General features: G+C 63.6%; 19 protein-coding genes. 8 read left to right on the forward strand and 11 right to left on the reverse strand.

Annotated features, from left to right (window positions below; genetic code table 11):
- Positions 1–13: 13 nt before the first annotated feature.
- Together ftsZ and lpxC are read left to right on the forward strand one after the other, a co-directional pair.
- Positions 14–1,240: a cell division protein FtsZ gene (ftsZ, locus tag J5837_RS08695; protein ID WP_210536379.1), complete on the forward strand. Its 1,227-nt coding sequence runs from the start codon at positions 14–16 to the stop codon at positions 1,238–1,240.
- A gap of 271 nt (positions 1,241–1,511) precedes the next feature.
- The gene (gene lpxC / locus J5837_RS08700) at positions 1,512–2,429 is read left to right on the forward strand and encodes a UDP-3-O-acyl-N-acetylglucosamine deacetylase (protein WP_210536380.1); all 918 of its coding nucleotides are present in this window, start codon (positions 1,512–1,514) and stop codon (positions 2,427–2,429) included.
- Between the two features lie 139 nt (positions 2,430–2,568).
- Here lpxC and J5837_RS08705 read toward each other — a convergent pair whose 3' ends face one another.
- Positions 2,569–3,051: a DciA family protein gene (locus J5837_RS08705; protein WP_210536381.1), complete on the reverse strand. Its 483-nt coding sequence runs from the start codon at positions 3,049–3,051 to the stop codon at positions 2,569–2,571.
- Positions 3,052–3,059: 8 nt separating this feature from the next.
- On the opposite strand from J5837_RS08705, the gene J5837_RS08710 reads away from it, so the two are divergent.
- The 3 genes from J5837_RS08710 to J5837_RS08720 all read left to right on the forward strand — a co-directional run bounded on the left by J5837_RS08710 (position 3,060) and on the right by J5837_RS08720 (position 7,984).
- Complete coding sequence (locus J5837_RS08710; RefSeq protein ID WP_210536382.1) at positions 3,060–4,010, forward strand: M23 family metallopeptidase; 951 nt, start codon at positions 3,060–3,062, stop codon at positions 4,008–4,010.
- Between the two features lie 138 nt (positions 4,011–4,148).
- The gene (secA, locus tag J5837_RS08715) at positions 4,149–6,869 is read left to right on the forward strand and encodes a preprotein translocase subunit SecA (protein WP_210536383.1); all 2,721 of its coding nucleotides are present in this window, start codon (positions 4,149–4,151) and stop codon (positions 6,867–6,869) included.
- 158 nt (positions 6,870–7,027) lie between these two features.
- Entirely contained in the window at positions 7,028–7,984 is a 957-nt protein-coding gene (locus J5837_RS08720) for a Nudix family hydrolase (protein ID WP_210536384.1), read from the forward strand.
- A gap of 75 nt (positions 7,985–8,059) precedes the next feature.
- On the opposite strand, the gene coaE is transcribed toward J5837_RS08720, so the two are convergent.
- The 4 genes from coaE to pilB all read right to left on the reverse strand — a co-directional run bounded on the left by coaE (position 8,060) and on the right by pilB (position 12,968).
- Entirely contained in the window at positions 8,060–8,698 is a 639-nt protein-coding gene (coaE, locus tag J5837_RS08725) for a dephospho-CoA kinase (RefSeq protein ID WP_210536385.1), read from the reverse strand.
- Between the two features lie 135 nt (positions 8,699–8,833).
- The gene (locus J5837_RS08730; RefSeq protein ID WP_210536386.1) at positions 8,834–9,697 is read right to left on the reverse strand and encodes a prepilin peptidase; all 864 of its coding nucleotides are present in this window, start codon (positions 9,695–9,697) and stop codon (positions 8,834–8,836) included.
- Between the two features lie 163 nt (positions 9,698–9,860).
- On the reverse strand, positions 9,861–11,105 hold the full coding sequence (locus J5837_RS08735; protein ID WP_210536387.1) for a type II secretion system F family protein: 1,245 nt from the start codon (positions 11,103–11,105) through the stop codon (positions 9,861–9,863).
- 129 nt (positions 11,106–11,234) lie between these two features.
- A complete protein-coding gene (gene pilB / locus J5837_RS08740; protein WP_210536388.1) occupies positions 11,235–12,968 on the reverse strand; it encodes a type IV-A pilus assembly ATPase PilB in 1,734 nt (577 codons plus the stop codon).
- Between the two features lie 170 nt (positions 12,969–13,138).
- On the opposite strand from pilB, the gene J5837_RS08745 reads away from it, so the two are divergent.
- Complete coding sequence (locus J5837_RS08745; protein WP_244755850.1) at positions 13,139–13,993, forward strand: glycosyltransferase family 2 protein; 855 nt, start codon at positions 13,139–13,141, stop codon at positions 13,991–13,993.
- 59 nt (positions 13,994–14,052) lie between these two features.
- Positions 14,053–15,144 carry a glycosyltransferase family 4 protein gene (locus tag J5837_RS08750; protein ID WP_210536390.1) on the forward strand — a complete coding sequence of 364 codons (1,092 nt, stop codon included), beginning with the start codon at positions 14,053–14,055 and terminating at the stop codon, positions 15,142–15,144.
- Positions 15,145–15,217: 73 nt separating this feature from the next.
- Here the strand turns inward: J5837_RS08750 and J5837_RS08755 are convergent, their stop codons facing one another.
- Together J5837_RS08755 and J5837_RS08760 are read right to left on the reverse strand one after the other, a co-directional pair.
- Positions 15,218–16,294, reverse strand: a complete 1,077-nt coding sequence (locus J5837_RS08755) for a glycosyltransferase family 4 protein (RefSeq protein ID WP_244755851.1) — start codon at positions 16,292–16,294, stop codon at positions 15,218–15,220.
- Entirely contained in the window at positions 16,291–17,511 is a 1,221-nt protein-coding gene (locus tag J5837_RS08760; protein WP_210536391.1) for a glycosyltransferase, read from the reverse strand. Before J5837_RS08760 ends, J5837_RS08755 begins: the two co-directional genes overlap by 4 nt.
- A gap of 71 nt (positions 17,512–17,582) precedes the next feature.
- Between J5837_RS08760 and J5837_RS08765 the strand changes: the two genes are divergently transcribed.
- Positions 17,583–18,662, forward strand: a complete 1,080-nt coding sequence (locus tag J5837_RS08765) for a WbqC family protein (RefSeq protein WP_210536392.1) — start codon at positions 17,583–17,585, stop codon at positions 18,660–18,662.
- A gap of 14 nt (positions 18,663–18,676) precedes the next feature.
- On the opposite strand, the gene J5837_RS08770 is transcribed toward J5837_RS08765, so the two are convergent.
- From J5837_RS08770 to gmd, 4 genes are read right to left on the reverse strand one after another with little or no spacing between them, the layout of a single operon-like run.
- Positions 18,677–19,771 (reverse strand): DegT/DnrJ/EryC1/StrS family aminotransferase, encoded by a 1,095-nt coding sequence (locus tag J5837_RS08770; RefSeq protein ID WP_210536393.1) that lies wholly within the window; start codon positions 19,769–19,771, stop codon positions 18,677–18,679.
- An 18-nt stretch (positions 19,772–19,789) separates the two neighbouring features.
- Positions 19,790–21,079, reverse strand: coding sequence for a lipopolysaccharide biosynthesis protein (locus J5837_RS08775; RefSeq protein WP_210536394.1), 1,290 nt, complete (start codon positions 21,077–21,079; stop codon positions 19,790–19,792).
- 60 nt (positions 21,080–21,139) lie between these two features.
- Entirely contained in the window at positions 21,140–22,069 is a 930-nt protein-coding gene (locus tag J5837_RS08780; protein WP_210536395.1) for a GDP-L-fucose synthase family protein, read from the reverse strand.
- A 5-nt stretch (positions 22,070–22,074) separates the two neighbouring features.
- Positions 22,075–23,187 (reverse strand): GDP-mannose 4,6-dehydratase, encoded by a 1,113-nt coding sequence (gmd, locus tag J5837_RS08785; RefSeq protein WP_210536396.1) that lies wholly within the window; start codon positions 23,185–23,187, stop codon positions 22,075–22,077.
- Positions 23,188–23,192: the final 5 nt, after the last annotated feature.

Here is a 23,192-nt window from a genome sequence, read left to right on the forward strand (position 1 = left end):
GAGGACTACGGACATGGCACATTTCGAACTGGTTGAAAAAATGGCTCCCAACGCGGTGATCAAGGTCGTCGGCGTGGGCGGCGGCGGCGGCAACGCCGTGGCGCACATGGTCAACAGCAGCGTCGACGGCGTGGAGTTCATCACCGCCAATACCGACTCGCAGGCGATCAAGAACTGCGGCTCGAAGCTGCAGCTGCAGCTGGGCGGCAACGTGACCAAGGGCCTGGGCGCGGGTGCGAATCCGGAAGTCGGCCGCCAGGCCGCGCTGGAAGACCGCGAGCGCATCATCGAGGCGCTGGACGGCGCCGACATGGTGTTCATCACCGCCGGCATGGGCGGCGGCACCGGCACCGGCGCCGCGCCGGTCGTGGCGCAGCTGGCCAAGGAAATGGGCATCCTGACCGTGGCCGTGGTGACCAAGCCGTTCCCGTTCGAAGGCCGTCGCCGCATGCAGGTCGCGCTGAAGGGCATCGAGGAACTGAGCCACCACTGCGACTCGCTGATCACTATCCCGAACGAAAAGCTGATCACCGTGCTGGGCCGCAACGCGACGATGATCCAGGCGTTCCGCGCCGCCAACGACGTGCTGCTCGGCGCGGTGCAGGGCATCGCCGACCTGATCGTGCGCCCGGGCCTGATCAACGTCGACTTCGCCGACGTGCGCACCGTCATGTCCGAAATGGGCCTGGCGATGATGGGCACCGGCCACGCCCGCGGCGACGACCGCGCGCAGGCCGCGGCGGAATCGGCGATCCAGAACCCGCTGCTCGACGACGTCAACCTGTCCGGCGCCAACGGCATCCTGGTCAACATCACCGCCGGCCCGGACTTCACCATGGCCGAGTTCGACGAAGTGGGCCGCACCATCGAAGGCTTCGCTTCGGAAGACGCGACCGTGGTGGTCGGCACCGTGCTCGACCCGGACATGCAGGACGAAGTGCGCGTGACCGTGGTCGCCACCGGCCTGAACCGCAGCGTGGCCCGCCAGCCGGTGCGCGGCACCGATCGCGCCGACCTGGGCGGCTTCCGCGCCGAGCCGGTGCGTGCGCCGATCAAGCTGGTGCGCGACGCGACCACCGGCCTGCCGGTCAACGACTTCGTCCAGGCGGACCCGGTCGCCACCGCCGTCGGCGGCCTCGGCCTCCGTCGCGGCAGCGCCGACCCGGCGCCGGCGACGGCCGATCTGCCGGCGGCGGATTACCTGGACATCCCGGCGTTCCTGCGTCGCCAGGCCGACTGATCGCCAGAGGTAGTAGTCGAGTCAAACCTTCCTCCGTTCGCGGAGGAGGGCGCAAGCCGAAGTCCATGTCCCTTTGCTGCCGGGCCGCCACGGCCCGGCAGGTTTTCGGGTCGCGGGCCTTCGCGTTTCCGGATCCGTGATAGCGAGCCTGAATCCGGCCCCTGCGGACGTTGTTCCAGCACCGGAACGGAGTGATTATTCCGTTAAGATTCATGCGGCTGCGTGCTATTCTCGCTGCCCGTTTCGACCCCCGATTCCCCCTTCGAACCCGATGACCCAGCAGCGCACGCTCAAGTCCGTGATCCGCGCCACCGGCGTGGGGCTGCATAGCGGGGACAAGGTTTACATGACGCTGCGCCCGGCGCCGGTCGATACCGGCATCGTGTTCCGCCGCGTCGATCTCGACCCGGTCGTCGAAGTTCCCGCGCGTGCCGCGCTGGTCACCGAAACCACGTTGTGCACCGGCCTGAGCGAGCAGGGCGCCAAGGTGCTGACCGTCGAGCACCTGATGTCGGCCCTGGCCGGCCTCGGCGTCGATAACGCCTATGTCGAACTGTCCTCGGCCGAGCTGCCGATCATGGACGGTTCCGCCGGTCCGTTCGTGTTCCTGCTGCAGTCGGCGGGCATCGTCGAACAGGCCGCGCCGAAGCGTTTCATCCGCATCAAGCGCGCGGTGGAAGTGCGCGACGGCGACAAGATCGCGCGTTTCGAGCCGCACGATGGCTTCCGCCTGGGCTTCACCGTGGTGTTCGACCACCCGGCCATCCCGGCTTCGCAGTCGCGCGCCGAAGTGGAATTCTCCACCGAGAACTACATCCGCGAAGTCAGCCGCGCGCGCACCTTCGGCTTCATGCGCGACCTGGAGTACATGCGCGAGCGCAACCTCGGCCTCGGCGGCTCGATGGACAACGCGATCGTGCTGGACGAATTCCGCGTGCTGAACGACGACGGCCTGCGTTACGCCGACGAATTCGTCCGCCACAAGATCCTCGACGCGATCGGCGACCTGTACCTGGCCGGCCGCCCGATCCTCGGCGCCTACGAGGGCTACAAGTCGGGCCACGCCTTGAACAACAAGCTGGTCCGGGCCCTGCTGGCCGAAACCTCGGCCTGGGAAGAGGTCAGCTTCGAGGATGCCGCCGGCGCCACGCCGGCCATCGCCTACGGCTCGCCCGCGCTGGCTGGCTGACTGCCGGCTGGCTGAAAACGGTTACGCACGGAAACTGTGACCTGCGTCAGTTTCTGTCGCAACAGTTAACCGGTTTTTAACATTCGTCTAACGCTCTGGCTGGCTTGCCTAAGTACCATGCCGGCTTCCGCGTGCGCAGCTAAGGTTTGGTCCGCCCGCGGGAACCCCGTCCGGAAGCAGTAGGCGTCCCCGCGGAGCCGGGGGGATCCAATGAGGCCAGGGCGGCCTGCAGCGCTTCGCGCGAGGCCGTCGACATCGGCAGCGGCTTGCGCGGCGAATCGGATACGGCGGGGCTGGCAAGTTGTGCAACCACCTTGGCGGTGACTTCGGTGATCGCCAGCCCGACGGATTGGGCCCGTTCGACCAGCTCGGGAGCGGCCAGGCGCAGCTTGGCTCGCCATACCGGCGAATCGACGACAAAAACGAGCCGGCCGTCGGCGACGTTGGCCAGCCTGCAATGGCTGGCGAGCGCGGGCGGCAGGAGGGGGCGGAACTGCTGTTCCAGGGTGTCGAGCCACAGGGCCCGGCGCACCGGGTTGGCGGTGGCATCCGACAGGGCGGCCTGCAGGGCAGGCAGCGGGGATGCGACGGCGCGGCGCGGCTGGGACTTCGAATTCGACATTGGGCACCATGACTTTCAAGACCATCGTAAACAATTCGCGCGCCTGGCTGGCCCACAAATCCGCCGCCGCTTCGTGGAAAACCCGCAATTTCCTGTATTCCCGTCCGCTGGCCAGCGCCGGCGTGCTGCTGGCCGTGGGCCTAGTGGCCGGCATCGGCGCGCGCAGCGCGATGGGCATGGGCCAGGTGGCGTGGATGCAGTCCAAGACCGAGCGCCAGCAGGCCGAACTGGACAAGGTGCGCCGCGGCGCGCAGCAGGAAATCAACGCCATGGCCGCGCGCCTGGGCGAGCTGCAGGCGCAGGCGAACCGGTTGAATGCGCTCGGCGAACGCCTGACCCGCATGGGCCAGCTCGAAGACGGCGAGTTCGACTTCGACAAGCCGGTCGGCGTCGGTGGCGGCGACGACGTGTCCTACGACATGCGCCCGGCCGAGCTGAACCAGGGCCTGAACCAGCTGCAGCAACAGTTCGACGCCTCCGGCCGCCAGTTGTCGGTGCTGGAGTCGCTGCTGTTCAACCGCCAGCTGGACAAGAACGCGGTGCCGTCCGGCGCGCCGATCAACAGCTACATCACCTCGGGCTTCGGCGGCCGCGCCGACCCGATCAACGGCGGCGGCCAGTTCCACAAGGGCATCGACTTCGAAGCCAACGTCGGCGACCCGGTGCGGGTCGTGGCCGACGGCGTGGTCAGCTTCGCCGGGGTCAAGAGCGGCTACGGCAACGTGGTCGACGTCGATCACGGCAACGGCTACGTGACCCGCTATGCGCACAACTCGCGCCTGGTGGTGAAGGTCGGCGACCTGGTCCGCGTGGGCCAGGAAATCGCCAAGGCCGGCTCGACCGGCCGTTCGACCGGCGCACACGTGCATTTCGAAGTCTGGGAAGGCGGCCGCGTGGTCAATCCGCGCAAGTTCCTCGGCAAGGGCCCGACCCCCGTGGGCGTGGTCAAGCGCGGCTGAGCCTGGGCGGCGAGGGGTTGATATCCCGACCCGCGTCACCAGCTACAATGAGCAGTTGCCAGACAGGGCGCCATGCGCCCTGTCTTCGTTTGGGGCCGCCGTCGCGCCGCCCGTTCCCGTAACCTGAATCGGCCTCACATGATCAACAGCCTGCTTACCCGTGTCTTCGGCAGCCGCAACGAACGCCTGCTGAAACAGCTCCAGCGCATCGTCGCCAAGATCAACGCATTGGAGCCGGAGCTGGAGAAGCTGTCCGACGACGAGCTGAAGGCCAAGACCCCCGAATTCCAGAAGCGCATCGCCGACGGCGAGACGCTGGACAAGATCCTGCCGGAAGCCTTCGCGGTGTGCCGCGAGGCCGGCAAGCGCGTGCTGGGCATGCGCCATTACGACGTGCAGTTGATCGGCGGCATGGTGCTGCACCTGGGCAAGATCGCCGAGATGCGCACCGGCGAAGGCAAGACCCTGGTCGCGACCCTGCCGGTGTACCTCAACGCGCTGGAAGGCAAGGGCGTGCACGTGGTCACCGTCAACGACTACCTGGCCCGCCGCGACTCCGCGTGGATGGGCCGGCTGTACAACTGGCTGGGCCTGTCGGTGGGCGTGGTCTACCCCGGCATGCCGCATTCGGACAAGCACGCGGCCTACGCCGCCGACATCACCTACGGCACCAACAACGAATTCGGCTTCGACTACCTGCGCGACAACATGGCGATGTCGAAGGAAGACCGCTACCAGCGCAGCCTGCACTACGCCATCGTCGACGAAGTCGACTCGATCCTGATCGACGAAGCGCGCACGCCCCTGATCATCTCGGGCCCGGCCGACGAGTCGCCGGAGCTGTACGTGCGGGTCAACCGCATCGTGCCGCAGCTGACCAAGCAGGCGACCGAGGAAGGCGAGGGCGATTACTGGGTCGACGAGAAGGGCAAGCAGGTGCACCTGTCCGAGGCCGGCCAGGAACACGCCGAGGACCTGCTGCGCCAGGCCGGCATCCTGCAAGACGAAGACAGCCTTTACGCGCCGCAGAACCTCAGCGTGGTCCACCACCTCAACGCCGCGCTGCGTGCGCACGCGATCTATCAGCGCGACGTCGACTACCTGGTCCGCGACGGCGAGGTGGTGATCGTCGACGAGTTCACCGGCCGCACCCTGCCGGGCCGGCGCTGGTCCGACGGCCTGCACCAGGCCGTGGAAGCGAAGGAAGGCGTGCCGGTGCAGCGCGAGAACCAGACGCTGGCCAGCATCACCTTCCAGAACCTGTTCCGCATGTACAAGAAGCTGTCCGGCATGACCGGTACGGCCGATACCGAAGCCTACGAATTCCAGAGCATCTACGGCCTGGAAGTGGTGGTGATCCCGCCGAACCGGCCGACCATCCGCAAGGATTCGCCGGACCAGGTGTTCCTCAACCGCAAGGGCAAGTTCAACGCGGTGCTGGCCGACATCCAGGACTGCTACAAGCGCGGCCAGCCGGCGCTGGTCGGCACCACCTCGGTGGAAACCTCCGAGATGCTGTCCGACTTCCTGCGCAACGCCGGGGTTCCGCACGAAGTGCTCAACGCCAAGCAGCACGAGCGCGAAGCGCACATCGTCGCCAACGCCGGCCGTCCCGGCGCGGTGACCATCGCCACCAACATGGCCGGCCGCGGTACCGACATCGTGCTGGGCGGCTCGCTGGAAGCCGAACTGGCCGAGCTGGGCGAGGACGCCAGCGAAGCCGACAAGGCCCGGGTCCGGGCCGAGTGGCAGCAGCGCCACGACCAGGTCAAGGCCGCCGGCGGCCTGCACATCGTCGGCACCGAGCGCCATGAAAGCCGCCGCATCGACAACCAGCTGCGCGGCCGTTCCGGCCGCCAGGGCGACCCGGGTTCCAGCCGCTTCTACCTGTCGCTGGAAGACAACCTGATGCGCATCTTCGCCAGCGACTGGGTGCAGAAGGCGATGAAGCTGATCGGCATGAAGGAAGACGACGTCATCGAGGACCGCCTGGTCAGCCGCCAGATCGAGAAGGCGCAGCGCAAGGTAGAGGCGCACAACTTCGACATCCGCAAGAACCTGCTGGACTTCGACGACGTCAACAACGACCAGCGCAAGGTCATCTACGCGCAGCGCGACGAGCTGCTGGAATCGGAGTCGATCAAGGACTCGATCGATGGCATACGCGCCGACGTGGTCGCCGAGATGGTGCAGCGTTTCGTCCCGGCCAACTCGGTCGACGACCAGTGGGACCTGCCGGGCCTGCGCGCCGAGCTGGCCTCGGAAACCGGCCTCGACCTGCCGGTGACCGAATGGGTCAAGGAAGGCGGCGAGCTCGACGCCGACGGCATCGAGCAACGCGTGCAGGAAGCGATGCGCAGCCATTTCGACGCCAAGGAGGCGCAGGTCGGCCCCGAGACCATGCGCATGCTGGAAAAGCACGTGATGCTGACCGTGCTGGACAAGAGCTGGAAGGAGCACCTGGCGCGCATGGATTACCTGCGCCAGGGCATCCACCTGCGCGGCTATGCGCAGAAGCAGCCGAAGCAGGAATACAAAAAGGAAGCCTTCGAGCTGTTCTCGGAGATGCTGGAAAACGTCAAGCGCGAGGTGGTGACCATCCTCGCCCGCGTGCGCATCCGCAGCGAGGAAGAGGTGGCCGCGGCCGAAGCCGAGGAACGCGCGCGCGCCGAGGCGATGGCGCGGCAGATGCAGTTCCAGCACGCCGACGCGGGCGGCTACAGCGCCGACGAGGAAGCCGAACAGGCGCAAGCCACCGCCGGCACGGTGACCCGCGATGGCCCCAAGGTCGGCCGCAACGATCCGTGCCCTTGCGGCAGCGGCAAGAAGTTCAAGCACTGCCACGGGCAGTTGAGCTGATCCGATTCGTCGTTCCCGCACGCGTCGGCCCGTGAACTGGCCTGTGGGAGCGACGTAAGTCGCGATGCTTTTCCGCGACCCGTTCGCGACTTACGTCGCTCCCACGCCCTACGACGGGGCGATTGCGCGGTGGCAGGACTTCCCGGCAAGCTAGCCGCATGCCATCCCCCCAGCGCTCGATCCACGTCATGGCCGCGGTCATCACCGACGCGCGCGGGCGCGTGTTGCTGGCGCGGCGCGACGGAACCAGCGACCTGGCCGGCCTGTGGGAATTCCCCGGCGGCAAGCTGGAGCCCGGCGAGACGCCCGAGCAGGCGCTGGTGCGCGAGTTGCAGGAAGAGCTCGACATCACCGTCGAGGTCGGGCCGCCGCTGATGCAGGTGCCGCAGCAATACCCTGACAAGCGCCTGCGCCTGGACGTGCGCCGGGTGACGGCTTGGCAAGGCAAGCCGCGCGGCCACGAGGGGCAGGCGCTGACCTGGGTCGCGCCAGAGAAGCTGGCGCGCTATTCGATGCCCCCGGCAGACCTGCCGGTGGTCGCCGCCCTGCAGCAGCCCGACCGCTACCTGGTCACGCCGGAACCAAGCGGGGACGACGACGCCTGGCTGGAGACACTGGAGCAGGCGGCCGCAACGGGCATCCGCCGCGTGCACCTGCGTGCTCCCGGCTTGGCCGAAACGGATCCCGAACGCTGGCGCCGATTGGTGCGCCGCGCCGTCGAACGGTTGCGCGGCGCCGAAACGGAGGTGCTGGTCGGGGCCGACATCGCGCTGGCGCGCGAACTCGGCGTCGGCGTGCATCTGCGCGCGATGCAGCTCGCCGGTCTGGCGACCCGACCGTTGCCGGAGGGCTCGCCGGTGGCCGCCTCATGCCATACGGCCGACGAGCTCCGTGCAGCGCAGGCGCTGGGCTGCGACTTCGCCGTGGTCGGCGCGATCCGCGCCACCGCGACGCATCCCGAGGCGCGGCCGCTGGGCTGGGCCGGGTTCGAAGCCTTGCGCGAAATCGCGGCGCTGCCGCTGTATGCGATAGGCGGCCTAGCGCCGGCCGACATCGACGAGGCGCGCACGCACGGTGCGCAGGGGATTGCCGCGATCCGCGCGCTGTGGATGTAGGAGCGCCCTTCCGGGGCGCGACCGAGTGTGCGGAGAAGGTCTTTCCGCCCCGCGGGGCAGAAAAAGCATCGCGACTTACGTCGCTCCCACAGTCGAGTGAGTGGTTGCACGGGATAGCGCGCGGTACTGCGTGTCCAGGTGCGCGGCGGCGGCCTGCAGGTGTTCCAGGTGGCCATCGTTGACCACGATGTCGTCGGCGATGGCCAACCGCTGCCCCCGCGTCGCCTGAGCCGCGATCATCTTCTCCGCCAGCGCCGCGTCGATGCCGTCGCGCTGCACCAGCCGCGCCGCCTGCATTTCCACCGGCGTATCGACGACCAGGATGCGGTCCAGCCACGGATAGTTCGCGCGTCCGCCGCCTTCGGCCAGCAACGGGATGGTGGCGATGGCGTATGGGCCCGGGGCCGCACGGCAACGCTCGTGCAATTCGCGGCGAATGCGCGGGTGCAGGATCCTTTCCAGGGCGGCCTTGTCGGCGGGGTGGTCGAAGATGCGCCGGCGCAGCGCGGCGCGGTCGAGGCGGCCATCCGCGCCCAGCACGGCTTCGCCGAAACGTGCGACCACTTCGGCCAGCGCCGGTTGCCCCGGTTCGACGATTTCGCGCGCGATCCGGTCCGCATCGGCGATGCCCACGCCCAGCTGGGCGAACGCGTATTCCAGCGCGCTCTTGCCCGAAGCCACGCCGCCGGTCAGGCCGATGATGTAATCGCTCATGCGGTGATTATGCCGGGATGGATTGTGGGAGCGGCTTCGTGGGAGCGGCCTTGGTCGCGAATGCTGTTGCTCTTTCGGTGAATAAAAGCATTCGCGGCCAAGGCCGCTCCCACAAGGGCCCCACAAGGGCCTGGGTCAGCGCAGTCCGGAGACGCGCATATAGGCGTCCAGCAGCTTGTCGCCCCAGAAGAACACGATCCATCCGGCGATGGCCAGGTAAGGGCCGAACGGGATCGGCGTGGCGCGGTCGCGACCTTTGGCGGCCAGCCAGATCGAGCCGATTACCGCGCCGACCAGCGAGGACAGCAGGATCGTCGGTAGTATTCCGTTGAGTCCCGCCCAGGCGCCGATCGCAGCCAGCAGCTTGAAGTCGCCGTGGCCCATGCCCTCCTTGCCGGTCAGCTGCTTGAACAGCCACCACACCGACCACAGCGACACGTAACCGGCGATGGCGCCCAGCACGGCCGGCTTCGGCGCGATGTACAGCTTCTCCATGCTGGCGATCAGGCCCAGCCACAGCAGCGGCAGGGTCAGCTGGTCGGGCAACAGCTGGGTGCGCAGGTCGATGCCCGACAGCGCGATCAGGAAACAGGTCAGCAGGATCGCGCCGAAACCCTGCCAGCCGAAGCCGAAACGCCACACGCAGACCACGGTCAGCAGGCAGGTCAGCAGTTCCACCAGCGGGTACTGGACCGAAATCGGCGCATGGCAGTGCCGGCACTTGCCGCGCAGCGCCAGCCAGCTGAACACCGGGATGTTCTCGTACCAGGACAGCCGCGCCTTGCAGTGCGGGCAATGCGAGGGCTCTACCACGATGCCCGGCGGGGGCGGCTCGTAGACGTCGGGCAGTTCCAGCACCTCGCGCGCGTCGCGGCGCCAGCGCCACTCCATCTTGCGCGGCAGGCGCAGGATGACCACGTTGAGGAAGCTGCCCAGCAGCAGCCCGAGTCCGGCCGCGGCGGGGAAGCCGATTGCCGGGTTTTGGTCCAGGAACGCCATTCAATCTCCCAGCGAGGTCATCGGCCTACGTCCACAACCGGCCGCAAGCGCGGGCTGTTGGCGCGCTGCGGGGCGCTTCGATAGCGCCGCCTGGCCAATGCTTTCGCGGCGCGATCGAGACAGGACATCCGCGCAGTCTAGCGGTTCGGGTCGCCGCCGCGGATCAAATCGCTGCGGCCAGCTTGAAGATCGGCAGGTACATGCCGATGACCATCGCGCCGACCACGATGCCGAGGAAGATCATGATCAGCGGCTCGATCAGGCTGGCCAGCGCGTCGACCGCGTTGTTGACCTCCTGCTCGTAATACTCGGCCACCTTAAACAGCATGGTATCCAGTGCACCGGCTTCCTCGCCGATCGCGGTCATCTGGATGACCATGTGCGGGAACAAGTTGACCTGTTTCATCGACATGTTCAGCGGATAGCCCACCGCCACGTCCTCGCGGATGCGATGCACCGCCTTTTCGTAGACCGTGTTGCCGGTCGCGCCGGCCACGGTCTCCAGCGATTCGACCAGCGGCACGCCGGAACGGAAGGTCGTCGCCAGGGTGCGGGTGAAACGGGCAATGGCCGCGTTGTGCATCACCTCGCCGATGATCGGCATCTTCAGGATCATCCGGTCGAGGAAATGCTGGAAGCCGGGCGAACGCTTCTTGAAGAAGATGAAGGAGACAATGCCACCGATCAGGACCGCCGCCGCCAGCCACCACCAGCTGACCATGAAGCGCGAGGCCGCGACGATCATCTTGGTGAACGCCGGCAGGTCTGCGCCGAAGCTCTTGAACACCGCCTCGAACTGCGGCACCACGAAGATCAGCAGGATCGCGCTGACCAGGATCGCCACCACGACCACCATGGCCGGGTAGAACAGCGCCTTCTTGATCTTGCCCTTCAGGGCCTCGGTGTTTTCCTTGTAGGTGGCGATAGTGTCCAGCACCGTCTCCAGCACGCCCGAACTTTCGCCGGCCCGCACCAGGTTGCGGTACAGCTCGTCGAACTGCACCGGGTGCTTGCTGATCGACTCGTACAGCGAATTGCCGCCTTCGATGTCGGCGCGGATTTCGCCGATCATCTTCTTCATCTTCTCGTTCTTCTGGCCGCCGCCGATTATTTCGAGAGCGGTCACGATAGGCACGCCGGATTTCATCATCGTCGCCATCTGGCGGCTGAAGAAGGCGATGTCCTTGGGTTTGATGGTCGCGCCGAAGCCGCCCAGAAATGGCTTGGGCTTGGTTTTGATCACGCCCGGGGTGATGCCCTGGCGGCGCAACTCGGCGCGCAGCAGGTTCGGGTTCTTGGCCTGCTGTTCGCCCTTCATCTTGACGCCGCGCTTGTCGACGCCTTCCCAGACGTACAGTTCGAGCGGGTTGATGGCGGCCTGTTTCGCGGCCGTGCGGGTGACGCCCATGGTCTGTCTCCTTCACCGGCTCCCCGGCCGGTTCGGCTGAGGCCGATGTTAGCCGGAAAATGGAATGGGAGAAGGTTTTCCGGTCACGGACGGTGTGAATCCGCCGGTTGCGTCACGAACCCACAGGGCCTATTCCTTGGTGACGCGGTTGATCTCGGCCAGGCTGGTGATGCCTTCGCGGACCTTCCGCAGGGCCGACTGGCGCAGGTCGGCGACCCCGGCGGCTTGTGCCGCCTCTTCCAGCTGCTGCACGCTGCCGCCTTCCAGCACGATGGACTGGATCCGCTCGGTCATCGGCATCACCTGGTAGATGCCGGTGCGGCCCTTGTAGCCCTCGGTGCATTCGTCGCAGCCGACCGGCTCGAACAGGGTCAGGCCGGCATCGACCTCGGCTTGGGTAAAGCCTTCGGCCAGCAGGGCGTGCGCGGGCAGGTCCATCGGCCGCTTGCAGCGGTTGCACAGGCAGCGGGCCAGGCGCTGGGCGATGACCAGGGTCACCGAACTGATGATGTTGTACGGGGCCACGCCCATGTTCATCAAACGGGCGATGGTCTGCGGCGCGTCGTTGGTGTGCAGGGTGGACAGCACCATGTGGCCGGTCTGCGCGGCCTTGATCGCGATTTCGGCGGTTTCCAGGTCGCGGATTTCGCCGACCATGATCACGTCCGGGTCCTGGCGCAGGAAGCTGCGCAGGGCGGCGGCGAAGGTCATGCCGCGCTTCACGTTCATCTGCACCTGGTTGATGCCCGGCATGCGGATTTCGACCGGGTCCTCGACCGTGGAGATGTTGCGGTGCTCGTCGTTGAGGATGCCCAGCGCGGTGTACAGCGACACGGTCTTGCCCGAGCCGGTCGGGCCGGTGACCAGGACCATGCCGTAGGGCTTCTCGATCGCCTTCAGGAACAGCGCCTTCTGCTCGTGCTCGTAGCCCAGCTTGTCGATGCCCAGGCGCGCCGCGCTGCCGTCGAGGATGCGGAGCACCACCTTTTCGCCGAACAGGGTCGGCAGGGTGCTGACGCGGAAGTCGATCTGCCGGGTCTTGGACAGGTTCAGCTTGATGCGGCCGTCCTGCGGGACGCGCTTCTCGGCGATGTCCAACTGGGCCATGACCTTCAGGCGCGCGGCGATGCGCGGGCTGAGCTTGTTCGGCACCTTGGCCACGGTCTTGAGCAGGCCGTCGATGCGCTGGCGCACCCGGTAGTCGGTTTCGTAGGGCTCGAAATGGATATCCGAAGCGCCGCGCTTGATCGCGTCCACCAGCACCTTGTTGACGAACTTGACCACCGGGGTGTCGTCGCCCTTGGCGTCGATGCCGGTATCGCCGGCCGCATTCAGGTCGTCGTCGCCGCCGCTTATGTCGAGCCCTTCGACGCCATCCTCGCCCAGCCCGCCCGATAGCATGTCGGAGTTGTGCTGCCATTGATCCAGGCTGCGCTGCAGCAATTCGGCATCGACCAGGATCGGTTCCACTGCCAGGTTGGTGTGGAACTGGATGTCGTCTAGCGCCTGGGTGTCGGTCGGGTCGGCCAGGCCGACGAAGACGCGGTTGCCGCGGCGGAACAACGGCAGGGCACGGTGCTTCTGCAGCAGCTCCTCGCTGACCAGCTTGATCGCCGACTGGGCCGGGTCGAAGGCGCTGATGTCGAACAGTGGGATGCCGAATTCGATGGAGTTGGCCGTAGCCAGCTGCAGCGACGTCACCCGCTTGTTCTGGGCCAGCCAAGTGCCCAGCGGCGTGCGCGCCTGGGTCGCGGCGGCCATCGCCTCGCGCGCGGCGGCTTCGTCCAGCGCGCCGTCCAGCACCAGGCGCCGGGCAATGCCGGTAATGCCGACCAGATTGGCGTTGGAGACGACTGCACTCATATGGATGTCCCGTGGATTTCCCCGAAACAGTCTTACGCAAGAATCGGGCCTGCGAGGACTTTAGCGCATGGCCGCCGCCGCGGAAACGGGCCGCAGGTCACGGACGGAGGCACGAAATGCGGCTTCCCGCTGATGTCGGCGTGGGCGATACTTCCGGTCAAGGGGGCGTCATGCGCATCAGTGTGGTCATTCCAGCCAAGAACGAAGCCGACGGCTTGCGTCAGACCTTGCCGCGGCTGCGCGCGGCGCAGCCCGGTGCCGAGTTGATCGTCGTCGACGACGGTTCCACCGACGACACCGCGACGGTCGCCGCCTCGCACGGCGCCACGGTGCTGTCCAGCCCCTACTCGATGGGCAACGGTGCGGCGATCAAGCGCGGCGCACGTGCCGCCGGGGGCGAAGTGCTGGTGTTCATGGACGCGGATGGCCAGCACGACCCGGCCGAAATCGCGCCACTGGTGGAACGGCTGAGACAGGGCTATGACATGGTGGTGGGCGCTCGCGACGGCGACGGCCAGGCTAGTGCGGGCCGCAGCCTCGCCAACCGCTTCTACAATCGCCTGGCCAGCTGGATGACCGGTCACCGCGTCGCGGACCTGACCTCAGGGTTCCGTGTCGCGCGCGCGGATCGCTTCCGCGAGTTCCTGCACCTGCTGCCCAATGGATTCAGCTATCCGACGACCAGCACCATGGCGTTCTTCCGCAGCGCATATCCCGTGGATTACGTGCCGATCCGGGTGGCGCGGCGGGTGGGCAACAACAGCCATATCCGCCCGATCAAGGACGGTGTGCGCTTCCTGCTGATCATCTTCAAGATTGCCACGCTGTACTCGCCCCTGAAGTTGTTTGCGCCCGCGGCGATGGTCTTCCTACTGCTGGGGATCGGCTGGTACGGATGGACGTTGGCTACCGAAGGCCGTTTCACCAACATGAGCGCCTTGTTGCTTAGCGCGGGCGTCATCGTGTTTCTTATTGGCCTGATCTCGGAGCAGATCACGGCACTGACGTATCGCCGGGACCCTTAGATCGGACACGCATGCGTACGTTGCACATCACGCGGAACTTCCCGCCATTGCGCGGCGGCATGGAACGATTGAACGCGAAGATGTTCGAAGCCTTGCTGACCCATGACGAGATGTCCGCGTTGATTGGGCCGGCTGGCAGCTCAGGCTTCGTGAAGCCTGGAACGAACGTCAAAGAACTTCCGAGCGGGGCAACGACGGCAACCATCCTGGCGAGCATCACCAAGGGAATAGCCATGGCGAGGCATGTACGCCCCGACGTGGTGTTGGCAGGCAGCGGATTGGCCGCACCAGCGGCGGTGTCGGCGGCGCGCGTCTGCGGAGCGATTCCTGCCGTCTATCTGCACGGGCTGGACATCATTGCGCCCAGTCGCTTGTATCGTGCCATATGGCTACCATGCATCCGTCGCTGCCAGCGTGTCCTCGTCAATAGTGCAAACACGCGACGACTCGCGATCGAGGCTGGGGTCCATGCGTCGCGAATCAACATCGTGCATCCGGGGGCCGACTTGCCGGACTCGGATCCCGAAGCACGCGGGCGTTTTCGGGCCCGATACGGCATCGATGAAGCCACGCCAGTCTTGCTTTCCGTGGGTCGAATGACCACGCGCAAGGGCTTGGCCGAATTCGTGGCCCGTGCATTTCCGGCAATCGTAGATGAGCGCCCAGAAACGCAACTCATCATCATTGGCGATGAGGCGATCGATGCCCTGCATCGAGGGACTGGTGCGGGATTTGGGCGGGTCAGGGCAGCTGCGTTAGAGGCTGGGATCTTGGATTCGGTGCGTTGGCTAGGCCCGTGTAGCGATCGGGAACTGTCGGATGCCTACCGGGGCGCAGATGTACATGTGTTTCCGATACGCGATATCCCAGGTGATGTCGAAGGCTTCGGCATGGTCGCGATCGAAGCAGCGGCACACGGACTTGCCACCGTTGCGTTCAATGTTGGTGGCGTATCTGACGCCATCATGGGAGGAGAAAGTGGACACCTTATTTCTGCGGGCGACTATTCGGCATTTGCGAATGCCGTGATTGAAGTGCTTTCGGAAGGCACGACAAAAATGGCCGCTGAGGCACGAGCCTTCGCCGCAGGTTTTTCGTGGGATCGCTTCGGGGGGGAAGTTGTCGCGGCGTTAGGGCGGCCGGGTGACTAGCCCGCTGCTTGGATGCCAAGAATGCGAGGGCCGCTCTGCCATCGAGCAATCGAAAGCAACTAAGATAGCGCAGCTATAGGCTGCTTGCGGATAGCAGCGCATCCAACTGCCGGGCGACGCCAGTCCAAGACGGTAATGCACCATAATCAATGCGCTCGGCAGGCAAATGCTCGAGGATGCGTCTTGACAAGTCCGTCGCGCTGCCGATTTTCGCGAGGAATTTTGGGTCGTCGTGCAGCATCCAACGCACCGGGGCCGTCGCCGTCGCGACCACTGGTATGCCGCATGCCATTGCTTCGCAGAGTTTTGCGGGGTAACTGTAGCGACCGAATGCGGTATCGGCCGTGATCGTGCAGGAGACGTCCAGCGCATTGAGTAGCACCGGCAGCAATGCGTCATCGAGGTAACCTAGCGCAATCACTCCGGGCGCGGCGCGGGCTTCCGCGGGCGGGTGTCCGCTCAGGACCAGGAGCGCATCGGGGCGGCTCTGCCGCACTTGAGCAAAGCATTCCAGCAAAATATGGGTACCGCGGCTCTCCGTCCAGCTTCCAGAGTAGCCGAGTAGCGGCGCGTCTTGTGGTAGACCGAGGCGCTCACGGCAGACGGTCCGCTCCATCGGCACGAAACCAGGATCAGCCGCCATTGGCAAGATTTCTACCGCATGGCCGCTGTGGCGATGCGATTGCAGACGTTGCGCGAGTTGAGGGCCCGCCGCCGTCACGAGATCCGCGGCACGGACCGATTGTCGCCACTTCCAGTGCAATGGCAGGTTCCAGCGCATGTAGGCTTCGTAGTTGTCGTAGGCGTCGATCGCGAGCCGCCCGCCGGCATGTTGCGCAAGTCGTTGCGCCAGCCATCCATACCAAGCGTCCGAGCAGCCAACTGTCCAGTCGGGACGGAACGCCTGCGCTTCCTGCGTCAACGTCGCCACCAACCGACGTGGCCCTAGCGCAAGTACGTCGTGGCTGGACCAGATCACGCCGTCGCGCTCAAGGGTAGTAGCTTGTATGCGACGATGGCTGCAAAGCAGTACGCGCACCTCGTGCCCTAGCGTGGCTAGCGCCACCGGGAGGTGGTGGAAACGGCCATATGGCCGTTCGATCAGATCGCGCTGCTGGGGATGACGCTTGGTGATGAAGAGGATTTTCAAGACATGCTCGGAATATGGGCGAGATAATCGCAGATGGCGCTACCCAATCGCGCAAGATTGCGATCGCCGTTGGCGAGCAATGCGTCGCGCGCCGGCTGGGGCTGTTGTGAAGAGAGTACTTTTGCGACCTTTCCCGCAAGGTCGGCGGCATCGCCCGTACGGAAAAAGACCACATCGCCCTGATCGATCTCGAGGTTGACTGGAATGTCGGAAACAACGCATGGGACGCCCAATCCGATCGCTTCGTACACGGAACCCCCGCCGGGGCCGCCTTCGAATCGGGTAGGTTGGATGAGTGCCAAACACCCACGGAGCAAGGCTAGCTGATCGCGTTTGGGAATTAGCCCGAGAAAGTGCGAATATCGCGCGATACCAAGCGATTCGGAGAGGGTTATGAGCTCGCCATAGTGGCGCGGATCGCGGTGATCGATGGGGTCTCCGGTAAGTAAGAGCTGCAAATCCAGGTCGGGGCGCAGCTTCCGCAGCATCGCGAATGCTCGTAGCGCCGTTGCGTGATCCTTGTGCTTCCAGAAGTGGTTGCATACCGCCAGATAATGCGGGCCAATCCCGTGGCGTCTGCGCGCGTCGAGGGGGTCGGATTCGAACCACCATTCCCGTGCATATGGCGTGTAAGGTATCGTCAGAATTCGGTTGTCCGGGATACCAAGAAAGATTGAAGCATCGTTGGCGGCGGCCCTTGAATTGACGATTACCGCATTCGAATCTTTGGCTATCCTCTCGAATCGGAGATCACGGTTCCTGCGGATTCGCGCTGAAAATAGATCCGGCATGTGTCGATGCTGAAAGTCGAACAGATAACCGACTCGCGGGATGGGCGACTGGCCGAGAGGAAGCATGGTCGGAAACACTATGTCGGCGCCGACTTTGGATGCGGTCTCGACAATGCCGCGCCCATTGGCGGTACATGCGATCACTCGGTGACCACTTGCGATATCGAGTGCGGCTCGTCGCAAAGCGGCTGGACTGCCTGCATCCGTGGCCCCGCGACCACCAGCTTGCCTAAGCCGCCACTGACGCAATCCCGCGTGGATAGTCCGCCGGACAAGCGAGGGTTGCGGGCACGCAAAGCAGACGTCGAAATTCCGGACTACGCTAGGGTGCAGGATCGCCGTTGCCAGCACCCGAGCAAGGTCGACGCCGCCGTTCCAGTCGACAAACCCGTGTAGCGGGAAAAGAAGTGACTTGATCTTGCTCAATGCCTGGATTCGCTCGATCCTGTGTGACCTTCTATGCTATAGCAATTGGGCCGTCATTCCGGGGGACGGGCATGCTGACCGAAGACGAGATTGCCTCCACGCTGGCGCCTCTCAATGGGGGCCACTTCCGAATCGACGACGTACGTGCTTATGCCCGTAAGCTGCTTGCCCGCGGGAAGGTGGTTTGCGCGCGTGATGGAGACGAGCTGGTTTCGTATGTGCTTTTCTATGACGATGGCCCAGAGGCGTTCATATCCATGGTGTGGACGAATCCACGGATGCTCCGTCAGGGATTCGCGACGGCAATTCTTGAAGGGCTGATCCGCAAAATAGCGAAGCCAATTGCACTGGAGGTCGACGCCGAGAACGCCGTTGCGCATCGTCTTTACAAGAAGCTCGGGTTCCAGCGTGAATCACGAAACGGTACGCGTGAGCGTTGGCTGCTCAAGCGCCGTGTCGCGATAATGCAGCCATATTTCTATCCCTATGTGGGATATCTGCAGTTGGTTGACGCGGCCGATTTCTTCGTGTTCTATGATGATGTCCATTTCATTAAGCGTGGACGCATCCATAGGAACAACATTCTCGTCAACGGTCAGGAACACGGGTTCACCGTGCCGATCGCAGGTGCGAGCCAGAATAAGCTGATTCTGGAGACTAACCTCCACGACATGGATCGCTGGCGCACTCAATTCCTTAGGCAGCTGACGCATGCCTACAGCAAAGCTCCATTCTTTGGAGATGCTATGGGTGTAATCGAAGCTGCGCTCCAATCATCGCCTCGTAGCATTGCTGATCTGGCGATTGCTTCTGTGGTAGGGATACACACATACCTGGAGAAGCCGCTTAATTGGGTGCGTTCGTCGGAATTTTCACCTGAAACGCATGGAATGGAAAAATCTCAGCGCTTGATCGAAATTACGAAAAAATCGAATGGCTCGCGGTATGTCAATACGCCGGGAGGCAAGAAACTGTACGACAGGCTGCATTTTCTCGAGCATGGAGTAGCGCTGTCTTTCTTGCGGCCCGAAATAATGGAGTACCGCCAGTATGGGGATTTGTTCGTCCCTGGTTTGTCCGTCATCGACCTGATGATGTTCAATACGCCGGAGCGCATTCGCGACATGATCGCCAACTACAATATTGAGTAGATCTTCTCTCTCGTCTACGTGGAAGCCTTCACTATTGTGGCGATTTCTTCAACGGCTTCGTCACCCAGAGCGTGCCAACTAGGGAGATTCATGCCTCGTCGTGAGATATCTTCCGCGATAGGAAGCTGTAGAGAGATATCCTGGTACATTGGCATATGATGCACAAGTGGAAACGTGGGGCGCGTTTCGATGCCCGCATTTGCGAGTCGTTCACGTATCAAATCACGACTACTGGCATTTGGCGCCAGCATCGTAATCATCCAGTGCGAAGATGATTCGCCCGGACTCGCATGTTGAAAAACCATAGGGGTACCCGTCATCGCGCGGCGGTAGGACGTGGCCAGCCGAGTCTTCCGCTTGAGAATTGTGTCGATCCGTTCGAGCTGGGCGAATCCGATTGCAGCGCAGATGTTGGTCATGCGGTAGTTGTAGCCGATGATGTCGTGCCAGTACTCGCGGTTCGCGGCCAGTCCCTGGCCACGCAGGCGGCGCAGCATCGAATCCAGTGCAGAGTCATTGCATACGACCATGCCGCCCTCGCCTGTGGTGATGGTCTTGTTGCCGAAGAAACTAAAAGTCGCAACATCGCCAAAAGTCCCTACATGACGGCCATTCAAGCGGGTTCCGATCGCTTCGGCACAGTCTTCCACCAGCTTAAGTCCATATCTCGCGCACAATGCTGCGAGCCGCGACATTTCGCAGGCACCGCCATAGAGGTGCACCGCCATGATCGCGCGAGTGCGCGGCGTAATGCGTTGTTCGACGTCGGCTGGATCCATTTGCCATGTGTTGGGTAGCGAATCGCAGAAGACAGGAGTCGCGCCCACGTAGCGTATCGCGTTGACCGACGCGATATAGGTCAGCGAGGGAACGATGACCTCATCGCCGGGTCCGATACCCAGTGCGAGGAGAGCCAGATGCAATGCCACAGTACCGTTACAAACGCTTATCGCGTGCGGCATACCCGTGAAGCGCGCGAAACCCGCCTCGAACTCCTGGATGAAATGTCCCTTGGAGGATATCCAGCTGCTATCTAGGCACTCTAGTACGTACTCGCGTTCATTGCCTGAAAGGTCTGGCTGGTAAATTGGGATGCGGATTCGGGGCATGTGGGCTCCGTGCTGGGGCTAGTAGTCCTTGGCGAGTGCGATTGCGACCAAACGAGGGCCAAGTATGATGGTGGGAAGAAGGCTCGTAACAACGTAAGTGGCAATAGTGACCCACGGCACTGCCGTCACGCCGAATCGGTAAATGGCCCAGGTTTTTAGGGCCAAGCAGGTCAATGCAAAAAAACTGGCTACGATCACTTGGTAACGCATGATGCTGGCGGCATTGAAGAAGGTGGCAAGTGCAGTGCCGATCGCATCGATCACAGACCAGACGGCGAACCCGGCGAGAAGAGTGCCGCCGACGATCAGCGGGCGGTGCACCCAAAGCGAGACGATGCGATCGAAACCGAAACCGAACACCAGCGCCGCGCAAACAGAGACAATTGCTGCAAGCAGCAATGACTTGCGCAGCGTTCGTATTACCCAGTCGTGGTTACCAGAAGCCAACGCTTGGCGGTAAATTGGCCATAGCGGCGCCCAGATCAATCCGAGGCTCAGTGGTACGATTGAAAACAAGCGCTGCACGATCGCATATGTGCCGGCGTCAGTCGGGCCGCATAGAGTGGAGATCAGCGGGAGGTCTGCCGAGAATGCCAGAGCGGCTGAAAGCTGTAGTACGAAGAACAGTAGTCCTTCGTGACGGATTCGGCGGGCGAGGTCGGGGCGGTGCCCGGAAGGCGAATACGCAAGCGTCCGGTCGCGCGTAAGCGAAAGGGTGTTCGCGACGGAGGCAAATAGTGGTGTGGCCACCGCTGCAGCGGTGAGGACTACGAATGAGGCTTTTGCCCACGCCAACCCGATCACCAGCGCAAGCGTCGTTAGTTGGCCCAGCGCTTGCCAACGGAAAGCACGGTCACCGCGGCCTAGACCAAGCTGGATCCGAGTGGCAAGGTTGAGCGGAACCGCGAGAACGACGGTGAACAGGACTACTGCGACTGCTGCGCGACAAGTTCCGGCCGCGTCGACCGGCAGGCCCAACAGGCGATGCCAAGGTATTAGCGGCAACGCCACAACCATGGCTGCCGCCAATGCCACCGCGATCATTACCAATGTCCGGCGCCCTTCTCGAATTACCGCCGCTACTTCAATGGTGGCGCCGCGGCCATGCGCGGCAGCGACGAGATTCATCGTACCGTTGCCGAAGCCGAAATCAAGGAACCCGGCGAAGACCACCAGTGATACCAACGTAGCCCATGCGCCGAATTGTGCTGGTCCCAACGCGTGGAGGACGAAAGGTACACTGAGAAACAGATTTGCGGCTGCAGCCAGCTTGGCCGCCAGCGACCAGCTTCCGGTCTGCACGATCATTCGGCCGCGCGGCCCGAGCCAGTCACGCAGCGACGAGGGGGGCGAGGATCGAGGCATCACTTATGGCCGATGCGCGGCATACGCCTCGTAGGTTTCGCGCAATCCCATTTCCAAGGTGGTCTGAGATCGCCAACCAAGCGCTTCCAATCGCGAAGTATCGAGCCGTTTACGGGGCGTTCCATCTGGTTTGGACGGGTCGAATCGCAGTGTGCCTCGATAGCCCACGATTTCCGCAATCAGGCTTGCCAGGTCGGCAATGCTAATTTCCTGCCCTGACCCGATATTGATCATGGCTGGATCGCTATAGTGATGCATCAGTAGCCGTAATGCATCAGCAAGATCATCAACGTGCATGAGCTCCCGCAACGGGCGGCCGGTCCCCCAGATCACCACCTCGGGAGCGCCAGCGAGCTTGGCTTCGTGAAAACGCCGGATCAGTGCCGGTACCACGTGCGAGTTCTCTGGATGGTAGCTGTCTCCAGGGCCGTAGAGATTGGTGGGCATCGCCACGATGGCATCGAAACCGTATTGGCGACGATAGGCCTGGCACATCTTTAGTCCTGCGATTTTCGCAATCGCATACGCTTCATTGGTTTGTTCCAGTGGTCCGGTCAACAATGCGTCTTCGCGGAGAGGTTGCGGCGCGAGTTTCGGATAGATGCACGAAGAACCAAGAAACAACAGTTTCTTCGTGCCATGTTTCCACGCCGAATGGATGACATTGGTCTGAATCGCGAGGTTATCCCGGATGAACTCACCGGGATAGGCGTCGTTGGCATGGATACCCCCCACGTGTGCGGCACACAAGAAAACGTAATCGGGGTGCTGCGATGAGAAGAATGCATCGACTGCAGCCTGATTGGTGAGGTCGAGTTCGTCGTGGCCGCGAAAGAGAAGGTTGTCGGCGCCATCGGCGGCAAGCCCACGAACGAGGGCACTTCCCACTAATCCTCGGTGGCCCGCGACGTAGATCCTGTCATGCAGATCCATGGTTGTCACTCTTGAGGAGAATTCGCCCGATAACCTGCGCCGACAACAAGTGCGTCTCTTTTGGCGAGTTCAAGGTCCGACTGGATCATCTCTCGTACTAATTCGGAGAACTGAGTTCGGGGGGTCCAGCCCAGACGCTCGCGCGCCTTGGAGGCATCGCCAAGGAGCGTTTCGACTTCCGCCGGTCGATGGTATCGGGGATCAATGGCCACGATGCACTGCCCAGGCTTCGCGCCAGCCCCCGGCAGGGCGGACGCCACGATGCCGCGCTCTTCGGCACCGCTTCCATGCCATGTGATTCGTATGCCAAGGCAATCCGCAGCCTGCTCTACGAATTCACGGACGGAATGCTGTTCACCGGTGGCTATAACGTAATCTTCCGGTTGTACCTGTTGCAGCATCAGCCATTGCATTTCCACATAATCGCGAGCATGGCCCCAGTCGCGCCGGGCATCCAGGTTGCCGAGGTACAGGCAGTCCTGCAGACCCAGATGGATGCGGGCCAAAGCACGGGTGATCTTGCGGGTAACGAAAGTCTCGCCTCGGATCGGCGATTCGTGGTTGAACAGGATACCGTTGCAAGCATACAAGCCGTAAGCCTCACGATAGTTGACCGTGATCCAGTACGCGTAGAGCTTGGCCACACCATAAGGCGAACGCGGATAGAACGGAGTGCTTTCTCGCTGCGGAGTTTCCTGGACCTTGCCGTAAAGTTCCGAAGTCGAAGCCTGGTAGAAACGAGTCTTCTGTTCCAGCCCGAGGATGCGGATCGCTTCAAGCAGGCGCAGGGTACCGAGGCCGTCGGCGTTGGCGGTGTATTCCGGAGTTTCGAACGATACCTGCACGTGGCTCTGCGCGCCGAGGTTGTAGACCTCGTCCGGCTGCACCTGCTGCAGGATGCGGATCAGATTGGTCGCGTCTGTCAGGTCGCCATAATGCAGAACCAGCCGCCGTCCCGGCTGGTGCGGATCCTCGTACAGATGATCGATGCGCTCGGTATTGAACGACGACGCCCGGCGCTTGATGCCGTGCACCTCGTAACCCTTGCCAAGCAGGAACTCGGCCAGGTAGGCGCCGTCCTGGCCGGTGATGCCGGTGATCAATGCACGTTTGCCCATGGGTA

It is taken from the genome of Pseudoxanthomonas helianthi (genome assembly GCF_017939625.1).
Lineage (GTDB): Bacteria > Pseudomonadota > Gammaproteobacteria > Xanthomonadales > Xanthomonadaceae > Pseudoxanthomonas_A > Pseudoxanthomonas_A helianthi.